The 10,145-nt window shown below is 70.4% G+C and carries 5 protein-coding genes; 2 read left to right on the forward strand and 3 right to left on the reverse strand.

Annotated elements, in window-relative coordinates; translation table 11 throughout:
- Window positions 1-2: 2 nt before the first annotated feature.
- On the reverse strand, window positions 3-3,977 hold the full coding sequence (locus KBI44_15350; protein MBP9145858.1) for a DUF2339 domain-containing protein: 3,975 nt from the start codon (window positions 3,975-3,977) through the stop codon (window positions 3-5).
- A gap of 100 nt (window positions 3,978-4,077) precedes the next feature.
- Between KBI44_15350 and KBI44_15355 the strand changes: the two genes are divergently transcribed.
- Together KBI44_15355 and KBI44_15360 are read left to right on the forward strand one after the other, a co-directional pair.
- The gene (locus KBI44_15355) at window positions 4,078-4,656 is read left to right on the forward strand and encodes a YdeI/OmpD-associated family protein (protein ID MBP9145859.1); all 579 of its coding nucleotides are present in this window, start codon (window positions 4,078-4,080) and stop codon (window positions 4,654-4,656) included.
- Between the two features lie 72 nt (window positions 4,657-4,728).
- The gene (locus KBI44_15360; GenBank protein MBP9145860.1) at window positions 4,729-6,330 is read left to right on the forward strand and encodes a carboxypeptidase regulatory-like domain-containing protein; all 1,602 of its coding nucleotides are present in this window, start codon (window positions 4,729-4,731) and stop codon (window positions 6,328-6,330) included.
- A 10-nt stretch (window positions 6,331-6,340) separates the two neighbouring features.
- Here the strand turns inward: KBI44_15360 and KBI44_15365 are convergent, their stop codons facing one another.
- Together KBI44_15365 and KBI44_15370 are read right to left on the reverse strand one after the other, a co-directional pair.
- Window positions 6,341-7,030 (reverse strand): response regulator transcription factor, encoded by a 690-nt coding sequence (locus KBI44_15365; protein MBP9145861.1) that lies wholly within the window; start codon window positions 7,028-7,030, stop codon window positions 6,341-6,343.
- Window positions 7,031-7,046: 16 nt separating this feature from the next.
- A partial coding sequence (locus KBI44_15370) for a hypothetical protein (protein MBP9145862.1) occupies window positions 7,047-10,145 on the reverse strand: 3,099 nt, incomplete at its 5' end.

Consider the following 10,145-nt stretch of genomic DNA (forward strand, 5'->3'; position numbering starts at 1 on the left):
CGCTACTCCCCGCGCTCCTCGAGGCCGGCACGGAAGACGAACTTCTGCAGTACCAGAGCAACCAGCGCCAGACTCACCGCAAGCCCGACCAGCGAACCGACCCGGTAGAGGCCGCCGAGACGCCAGGTGTCATGCAGGAACGCTTTGCAGACGGTCAGCGCGAGCAAGGCGATGGCGCAGACCCGCACCGACTTCTGGCGCCCGACCAACCCAGCGAAGAGGAGTGCAATGGCGAAGAGCGCCCAGCCGATGGTGTACGCGAGGTCCTCCGGCAGGCCGGCGTGGCCGCCGAGGAAGCCGAAGGTGAGCGTCTCGCCGGTCGAGAAGAAGTCGGCGATCTCGATGTTGAGCAGGAGGAAGAGGAGAATCGTGCCCCCGGTGGCCAGGCTGGGCGCGACCGGCAAGGGCGTCCAGTCCGGGCGCTCGTCGCGCAACCACCAGGCTGAAGCCAGCATGGCGAGCGCCGCCACGAGGTAGGCATAGAGAAACCAGTTGAAGATCGGCGGTCCCTCGCGCGGATGGTAAGCGAGAACCGCCGGATTCAAAGCCAGGCGCGCGAAAGCCGCGAGCTCGAGCCCGACCGTCCACAGGACGAGGCTCGGGTGTGGCACGCGCCGGTGCAACCAGGCAAGCGCCGCGCCGAGGAGGGCCCAACCGAGAGTGATCCACTGCTTCTCGAGCTGCATCGGAATGGCGATGGTGATGAACGCGAGCATCGTCCCGGCTACCAGTGCCAGGCGGCCCGTCGCGTCGCCCTTTCGCTGCTGCGGGAGGTCGGCGAAATCCGTACTGCGCACGAGACGCACAAGCAGCGGCACGAGCAGCAGCGCCTGCACGACGGGCAGGAGGCCGATGACCTCGGCCAGTCCGCCGCGCAGCATGGCGCCGCGGGCGACGACGAAGAGACCGGCACCGGCGAGCACGGCGGCGAAAAGAGTGGGTTTCACCCGGCGCGAGCTCAGATCGACTCGTAGGCTCGCTCCGAGGAACGGCAGCCAGACGAAGCCCGCGAAGAGGAGGCTCTGCCACCAGGGTGCAGCGGCGGCGCCTGACTCGACACCGCCGAGCGACCGTCCGAAAGCCGCCGCCGCGCCGACTGCGGGCACGACGGCGAGGAGTGCAAACCCCTCCCAGTCACGCCGGGCTCCCAACCGGAGCTCAGCCAGGAGCAGCGCGAGCGTCCCCGAAATCAGCCAGGCGAACCCGGGAGCGCCCGGCGACAGCGTCGCGAAGATCGACACCGCTTGCGCTCCGAGGAGCCCCACCGCAGCCGCGACCGCGAAACGCTCCCTCACCTCCTCGGTCGAAGCGAAGCGCGGCGCGAGCGCGAGTGCTCCGAGCCCTAGCGCGGCAATTCCGATCGCGGAACCCAGCGCGACCTGCGGCCAGGGTGAGCCCGAAGCGGTACTCAGCCAGACTCCGAGGACCGCCTGGGAGGCAGCGAGGGCCCCGAGCAGCAGAGGCCCGCGCTTCGCCTTGAGCGCGGCGACCGCCAGCGCGAGATCGAGCAGCAGGAGAACGGCAAGGAGCGGCCAGGGCGGTAGCGCGAGCTCTGGTCGGCTGGCGGCGAAGAGCAGGAAGACGTGACCCACCAGGCCGACCCAGATCGCCTGGTCGGGGATGCCACGCGCCTCTGCGCCGCGCGCGACGGTCGCCCGGCGGGCGAGAAGAGCGGCACTTCCGGCGACGGTGAGCACGCCGAAACCGCCCACCGCGGCGAGCGCTCCGAGCGCATGGTCGGCGAGCGGTACAGCGCTCCACCATCTGGCGAGCACGAGCCAGGACACTACCGATCCGGCGACCGCGACGAGCGGCATCCGTCCGCCTCGCCCTTCGAGGAAGAGCCCGAGATTGAGTAGCGCGAGCAGGAAGGAGAGCCCGGCGAGATTCCCCGCTGCGGTCGGGCCGCTGGTGAGGAAGAAGAGCAGCAGGATGCTGGCGAAGAGCAGCAGCGCTCCTCCACCTTCGGGCGCCAGCCGACGCCTGCGCCGGCGCGCGAGAAACGGCACGCCGAGATAGAACAGCGCCAGGCAAGCGTAGAGGGCGTAGGCCTCGAGCCGGCGCTCCGACGTCAGACGCAGCGCTGACCAGACCGCCTCGCTGGCGATACCGAAGAAGGCGGCGACAAGGTAGACCGGGCCCTCCTCGAGCTCGATCGCCGCCCATGCGGCGAGGCCGAGCAGTCCGAGCAGGACCCCGAACGCGAGCAGCGGGTCAGCGGTCGCGGGCTCGCGCGCGAGGAGTATCGGGAAGGCGAAGAGAAGCATTGCGCCAGCGAGCGCCCCGAAGCGGCCCGAGCCGGCGAAGGGACGGCCGAGAGCTCGCGCGAGGAAGGGCGAAGCAAGAAAGAAGCCGGCGAAACCGGCGAGCGGAAGGAGCACGAGCGGCCAGAAGCCACTGTCGTAGGAGCGGGTGAGCCAGAGAACGGTGACGAGCATCGCCGCGCCACCGCCCGCAAGGTGCAGCATCTCGGGGCCGCGATAGGTCGCGATGGCGAACAGCCCGAAGACCGCCAGGGCGAGAAACCCGAACAGGAGTCCGGCGTGCGCGCCGTACGCTGGCACCGCAGCAAGAAAGGAGGCGAAGAATAGCGGCACGCCGGCGCTCAGGTAGGTCGCGCCTTCGAACAGCGTCGGCTCGGCTTCGTCGCTCGCGAGTCGCGTCCCTGCCGGGGTTCGCTTACCGCGCTCGGCCACAAGCAGGGCGACGAAGGCGACCAGCGAGAACAACGCGAAGATGCCTATCGCCAGCGGCAGCTTCGCCTCGGTCAGGAACTTCGCCGCCCAGCCGATCTGGTAGACCGCCGTGAGGGCGAGCGCCAGAGCCTGCAGTAGCGCCCATCGGCGGCGATACGCGACCCAGGTGAGGCCCACGTTGAGCAAGAGCAGGTAGCCGAAGAGACCGATCGGACGGTCCTCGCCGGTGGCGAGCAGAGCCGGCGTCGCGAAACCGCCGAGCAGTCCAAGCAGGGCGATGAAGATCGAGTTCCGACGAATGGCGAGCAACACCGCGACCGCCGTCACCAGCGCAAGCAGGGCGAAGGTGGGCCCGGCGCCGACGAGGTGCCAGAGCGCGTGGCCGGAGTAGAACGAGGCGAAGAGGATGGCTATGCCGGCGGCATCCATGGCATTGGCGGTGACCGCATAGCGCCGCGCCGCTTTGAGCTCGCAGACGACGAGCAGGGCGATTCCGGTGGCGATGCCGATCGCCATGCGCACCGGCGGTCCCAGCCAGCCCTGCTCGACGGAGTATCGCAGGAAGAAGAGCGCCGCGAGAACCAGGGCGACGCCGGCGATCCACGAGAAGAGGCGCACCCCGACGAGCGCCTCCCAGTCGAAGGCCGGCTTGGCAGCCGCGCCGGCAACACCGCCGCTGAAAGAAGTGACCGGCGCGGCTCCCGGCGCCTTTTCCGGCGCTGGCGGAGGACTCTTCGGCAGGGCCTCGGTCGCCGCCTCCGCCGCTTCGGGAGTGGTCGCTGGCGCTCCCGGGCGCTCCAGGCCGGCTGTGTCGCGGGCGGCGAGGACCGTCGCCTTGGGCGGCGGAACCGAGGCCGGCAGCGGAGCCGCGGCGCGCGGCAACGGGGGAACCGGCCGCACCGCATCCGCCGGCATCGAGCCCGGCTCGGCGGCCGGGACTGACGGCTTCTGCGGGCTCGGTGGCGCCAGCGCTACCGCCGGTGCGGCGGCCGCGGCTGGAACTGGCGCCGTTGGCGCAGGCGAAGCCGGGGCGGGAGCCGGGGCGGGAGCCGGTGCCGAGGGAGCATTCGCTGCGACCCCTGCCGCCGGACTCGCTCCCGACGCCCGCAGCCGGGCCAGCTCGGCCTCGAGAGCCTGAACTCGGGTGGCGACAGACCGATGCCAGATGTCCGCTTCGCGCGACCAGCCTTCGATCGCCGTGAGCCTTCCCCAGAAGCGCAGCAGAAACGCAATCGCCGCAACGAGACCGACAAGAGCCAGAACCGGCAGACAGCCATCCATGCATCACCCTTCAAGGAAAGTTTGTGCGAAGTTAGCACGGTAGCGCCCGCGCTCGGGCGCGCTATGCGCCGGACCACGACGCGGTTGTAGGCTCGCCTCGATGCCGCCATCCTTTTTTCCCTCTGCGGTCGAGTTCCGCCGCTGGCTCGAGGATAACCACGCCACGGCCACCGAGCTCCTGGTCGGCTTCCGTAGACGCGACAGCGGCAGGCCCAGCCTGACCTGGCCGGAGTCTGTGGACGAAGCGCTGTGCTTCGGCTGGATCGACGGCGTGCGGCGACGGATCGACGAGGCGAGCTACTCGATCCGATTCACACCGCGCAGGGCAGCGAGCGTCTGGAGCGCGGTGAACATCGCCAAGTTCGGGAAGCTCGAGGAGGAGGGGCGGATGACCGACGCCGGCCGCGCGGCGTTCTCCCGGCGCAAGGAGAACCGCTCCGGTATCTATGCCTACGAACAACGCCCGCAAGAACTGCCGCGCGAGTATCGGGCGCAGCTCGATCAGAACCCGCAGGCGGCGCGCGACTTCGACGCCCGGCCAGCCGGCTACAGAAAGACGGCGATCTGGAAGATCGTGAGCGCGAAACAGGCGACGACCCGCCTGCGACGCTTCGCCGAGCTCGTCGACTGCCACGCCCGCGGCGAGCTCATCCCCGACCTGCGACGCACCCCTAGGTGATCCGGGTCGGGCGCGGCTGTTCTCCGCTCCATTCGGGACCGGCGCTGGCCCGCGGTGTTAATATTCTTGACCATGCACTCAGCAAAGATGCTGCGACACGGCGCCTGGGCGCTCGGCTTCGTCCTGCTCGGACTCGGATTTCCGGGCGACGCCGCACCCGCCAGTGCAGCCGATGCCGGCGAGGAGCCGTTGCGCATCCAGATCCTGCGCGGCGATCGCGCGACGCTCCAGGCGGTCCAGGGCTTCGTCGACGTCGACCATCGCCGCGACCCCGAGGCGATCTTCGCCTACGCGACCCCCGAGGACCGCGAGCGCTTGCGGGCACTCGGCATTCCCTTCGCGCTCGCGCCCGAGCTCTGCGGTTCGGCGATCGACATGCTGACCGCGGCCGAAGTTCAGCAGAACGGCTGGAAGTGGGATCAGCATCCGACCTACGCGGCCTACACCGACCGCTTGCAGTACTTCGCCGACAACTACCCCTCCCTCGTGCGGCGGGTCGAGATCGGTGCCACCACCAACACCGTGCGCCCGCACAAGCTGCTGGCACTGAAGATCGGCGACCATCCCGACGCCGACGAGGACGAGCCCGAGGTCTTCCTCTCCTCGACGATGCACGGCGACGAGACCACCGGCTACGTTCTGCTCCTCCACCTCATCGACGAGCTGCTCACGCACTACGATCCGGCGTCACTCGATCCGTACGCGCAGGAGATCACCCGCCTCGTCGACTCGGTCGAGATCTGGATCAACCCGCTCGCCAACCCGGACGGGACGTACTCGTCGAGCGACGAGGTCCTGTCGAACTCCTCTCGCCGCTACTACTCGAACCCCAACGGCTCGTCGTCGTTCGTCGATCCCAACCGCAACTTCGCCGATCCGCAGAACGGTGCGCACCCCGACGGCAACCCCTATTGGGCCGAGACGCAGCGCATGATGGACTTCGGCAACGCGCACCGTTTCGCGCTGGCGCTGAACTTCCACGGCGGCGCCGAGGTCGTGAACTACCCCTGGGACACCTGGAGCGATGGCCTGCCGGACAACCGCCCGCACGCCGACGAGCCCTGGTACCAGGAGGTCGCTCACCACTACGCCAACCTGGTGAAGGCGAACGCTCCGGCGGCGATCGGCGGCAGCTCCTACTTCTCCGACATCAGCTTCGACGGCACCACCAACGGCTGGGAGTGGTACGAAATCGACGGCGGCCGCCAGGACTGGATGAACTGGTGGCGGCGCTGCCGCGAAGTCACCATCGAGGTCTCGAGCTGCAAAACGGACGACTCGCAGCGCATGCCGGACTACTGGACCGCGAACCGCCAGGCTCTCCTCGACTACATCGCGACGGCGCTCACCGGCATCCGCGGGCTGGTGACCGATGCCTACGGCACACCGCTCGAGGCCACCGTGAAGCTCACGGGGCTCGCGGCGCAAGAGTCCGAGGCCCTCACCGATCCGGCGGCCGGCGATTACCACCGGCTGCTCGGTCCCGGTACCTACGCCTTGCACTTCACCGCCGCCGGCTTCGAGCCGGGGGACTCGACCGCCATTCCCGTCGCGGCCGGCGACGCCACCCGCCGCGATGTCGTGCTGCTGCACAACCTCGAGAGCCCGCCGCTCTTCGCCGACAACTTCGAAGTCGGCGCGCCGGCGCGCTGGTCGGCGACCGTCGCTTTCTAGCCTGCTTCGTCTAGATCAGCCCGGAGCGCATCGCCTTGGCGACCGCCTCCGAGCGGGTGTGGACCTGGAGCTTCTCGTAGATCGAGCGGATGTGGGTGCGGACGGTGTTGATCGACACGTCGAGCTCTTTCCCCGCCTCGCGATAGCTCGAGCCGGCGGCGATCAGGGCGAGGAGCCGGGCCTCTTGCGGTGACAGCACAGCGCCGCCTTCGCGGAGCGGAGCTCTCGCCGGTTCGAGCTTGCGAAACCGTGACAGCACCTTGCGCGCGATCTCGGGCGACATCGGCGCACCCCCGCGCTTCGTCTCGGCGATCGCCTCGAGCAGGCGCGCCGGCGGCGTGCGCTTCAGGATGTACCCCGACGCGCCGTTGCACAGCGATTCGAAGACGAGATCGTCCTCCTCGTAGACCGTGTGCATGAGCACGACGCACTCCGGCCAGCGCTCGAGCAGGTCGATGACGCCGACCGAGCCGCGCGTCCCCGGCAGGTGGATGTCGAGCAGCACGGCGTCCGGGCGGATTCCGGCCGGCAGGGTGAGCGCCTCCTCCATCGACCCGGCGACGCCGACGCAGGCGAAGCCCGGGCTGCCGCCGATCAGCATGCGCAGGCTGTCGCGCAGCAGGCGGTCGTCCTCGACGATGAGGACCCGGATGGGGTCGGCGGCAGGCGCGGCTGCGGGGAGGCTCTGGGATGTCTTCATGAGGTCCGCAGTTCTATCAGCTTCCGCCCCCATCGCCGGTCGCACGATCATGCGAGGTCCGTCGGTCCAGGCGCTCGTTTCGAGCGCTTCGATCGCGTCGATCGCCCGTGAGCGGCATCGTCACCTCGACCTTCGTCCCCCGGCCCGGGACGCTTTCGATCGACACCCTCCCGCCCGCGGACTCTGCCCGGCGATGGAGCCCGGGAAGGCCCCGCCGCCCCGCCGCTTCGGCTTCGGCCGGCCGACCGGCGGGGATCCCGGTGCCGTCGTCGCTGACCTCGCCGTGCAGGACACCCTCGCTCAGCGCGATCGAAACACGCGCCCGGCCGCTGTTCGAGTGTTTGGCGACGTTGTGGATCGACTCCTTGAGGCAGAGATAGAAGGCGCGCCGCACCTCCGGCGGCAGGACGATCTCGTGGGCAGCGGCGGGAGCGGAGAACTCGAGCTCGACTCCCCGCGCTTCGAGGAGGTCCAGCGCGAAGCGGCGCAGCCGCACGACGAGGCTCCCCAGGTCGTCGCGGTGCGGATCGACTGCCCAGACGATGTCGGAGGTCGCCTCGACGAGCTCGCGCGCCTCGCGCCCGATCTCTCCCAGCATCTGCTCGGCCTCGACCGGCGAGGCCTGCACGCGCTGCCGCGCCAGCTCCCCCAGGATGCCGATGCGCGAGAGGCTCGAGCCGACGTCGTCGTGCAGGTCCGAGGCGATGCGGGTGCGCGCCCGTTCGACCGCCAGCAGCCGGGCGACGCGCAGCCGCACGGCGAACCAGGCCGCGAGGGCACAGATCCCCACGGCCAGGGCGACGAACCACGGTCGCTGCCAGAACGGCGGCAGCACCCGGAAAAGGACGCCGGCGGCGCGACCGCCCGGAGTGCCGTCATGCGAGAGAGCGCGGACCTCGAAGCGGTAGCTGCCGCTCGCGAGACGCGGGAACTGCGCCGAGCGCGCGGGCGAAGGCGGGCTCCAGCCGTCTTCGACATCGCCGCTCGCGCCGGAGGCGAGAACGCGATACTGAAAGAGCAGGTCGCGCCCGGCGCCGATCGCGACGCCGGCGTAGTCGATCTCGAGTGCATTGCGGTCCGGTGCGATCCGCAGGGGGCCGACCTCGTGCAGCCCGAGGTCGGGGACGGGCTCGCTCTGGCCGTCGATCCGCACCGCCGTGATCAGGACATCGGGCGGGTCGGGGATCGCTTCCGCTTCCGGATCGAAGCGCGCCAGACCATGCAGCGTGCCGAACCAGAGGCGGCCGTCGGCAGCGGTATGACAGGCGAAGACCAGGTTGTTCGGCAAGCCGTCGTCGGTCGAGAAGGCCCGCACGCGCCCCGTCTCGGGGTCGATTCGGTCGATGCCGCGCGACGTTCCGACGTAGATCCGCCCGGCGCGGTCCTCGGTGACACAGCGCGTGCTGTCCGTGGTCAGTCCCTCGGACGTCCGGTAGCGCCGGAACTCGGGCTGGGCCGCCTCGGGGCGCTCCACCTGGGCGATGCCGCCCGACGTCGTCGTGATCCAGAGACTCCCGGCATGGTCGAGGAAGAGGTCCGACACGAAGCCGGGGGGCACCCCCGACGCCTCGCCGAAGAAGGTGAAGATGCCGTCGCGCACGCGCGCCAGGCCGCCGACGTAGAAGCCCATCCAGAGATTGCCGGCCCGATCCTCGGCGAACGCCGTCGGGGCGCCGCCGGTGGCGGCGCCACCCCGGACCTGCGGCACCGCTTCGAGCCGCTCACCCCCGACGATCTTCACCAACGGGGGACTGGCGATGAGCGAGACCCAGATGTCGCCCCGGCGGTCCTCGAAAACACGGAAGACGTCCGGGCCGGGCAGCCCGCTCGCCGGGGTCCACTGCCGTTCCGGCGGGGCGTCGCGAAACCTGCCGGGCGGCGTCGCCGGGACGAATCGCGAGAGGGCTCCGTGCGCCGGATACCAGAGCCGGCCGCGGCGATCGACGAGCGCGAACTGATTCCAGCCCCAGCCGGAGCCGTGGCGGGGAAAGAGCGCCCGCGGCGTGATGCGCTCGAACCGCCGACCGTCGAAACTGTGCAGCTCCTTCGAGCCGGTCACGACCAGAAGGCCTCCGCCGGGAGCATCGAAGAGCGTCGTCGCGCGATCCCCCTCGAGACCGTCGGCCTCGCCGAAGGCGACGAATCCCGAGGGCCGGAGCCGCGAGAGCCCGCGACTCTCGGAGCCGAGCCAGAGCGTCCCCTCGTCGTCTTCGAGTACGGCCATCTGCGCCCCTTCGGCGAGACCCTCCGCGACCCCGATCGTGCGCACGCCGCCGGCGCCGAGGTGGGTCACGCCAGCGCGCGTGCCGACCCATACCCCCCCCGTCGCTCCCTCGCCATCGCCGCCACGGTCCGGCTTGACCATGTAGAGGAAATTGTCCGCGAGACCGGTCGCCGCGTCGTAGAAGAGCACCTCGCCCGACGGCCCCGGCATCTCACCCGGGAAGACCGGGGGCCGCGCGCGCGCGTGGAGCGACCTGCTGTCGCCCGTGTCACCGGACCCGGACTCTGCCGCGAGCGCTGCCGCCGCAACAGCGAAGAGACCGCCCGGCCCGCCGACCCAGAGCCGCTCACCGGCGTCCACCGCCAACATCGAGGCGCCGGCAACCGGCCCCCCGACTTCGAAGCGTCGGAAGGTGCCGTCGGCGCGGCGCAGCAGCAGCGCCTCCCAGGTCGCGATCCACAGGGCGCCGTTGCTCCCAGGAGCCAGCCCTTCGACGTTGCCCTGCGCGACCGGCAGCGCGATCGTCTTCAGGCGAGCCTCGCCGGAGGCCCCGGGGTCGAGGCGGAGGAGACGCTCGCCTCCGATCCAGAGGATGCCGGAAGCGTCGAAGAGCAGACGTTGGGCCGCGGCGACCCCGTCTGGCAACGGCTCGACGACGAACGGCCCCGAGGCCGCGTCGGCTTCCGGCGCGAGGCGGGCAAGGCCGCCCGCCGTGGCCACCCAGATGGAGCCGTCCGGACCCTCGGCCACGTCGTGAATCCGCGGGCTCGGCAGACCCTCCGCGCCCTCGTAGTTGCGGAAGATCTGACCGTCGAAGCGTGACAGGCCGGAGCTCGTCGCGATCCAGAGGAAGCCGCGCGAGTCGCGGAAGAGGTTCTGCACCGCGTCGCC

The sequence above is a fragment of the Thermoanaerobaculia bacterium genome (genome assembly GCA_018057705.1).
In the GTDB taxonomy this organism is placed as follows: Bacteria; Acidobacteriota; Thermoanaerobaculia; order Multivoradales; family JAGPDF01; genus JAGPDF01.

What these genes read in the sequence shown, in the direction of transcription:
- KBI44_15360 (MBP9145860.1), top strand. Translation starts at nt 4,729, where the DNA reads ATGCACTCAGCAAAGATGCTGCGACACGGCGCCTGGGCGCTCGGCTTC.
- KBI44_15365 (MBP9145861.1), bottom strand. Translation starts at nt 7,030, where the DNA reads ATGAAGACATCCCAGAGCCTCCCCGCAGCCGCGCCTGCCGCCGACCCC.
- KBI44_15350 (MBP9145858.1), bottom strand. Translation starts at nt 3,977, where the DNA reads ATGGATGGCTGTCTGCCGGTTCTGGCTCTTGTCGGTCTCGTTGCGGCG.
- KBI44_15355 (MBP9145859.1), top strand. Translation starts at nt 4,078, where the DNA reads ATGCCGCCATCCTTTTTTCCCTCTGCGGTCGAGTTCCGCCGCTGGCTC.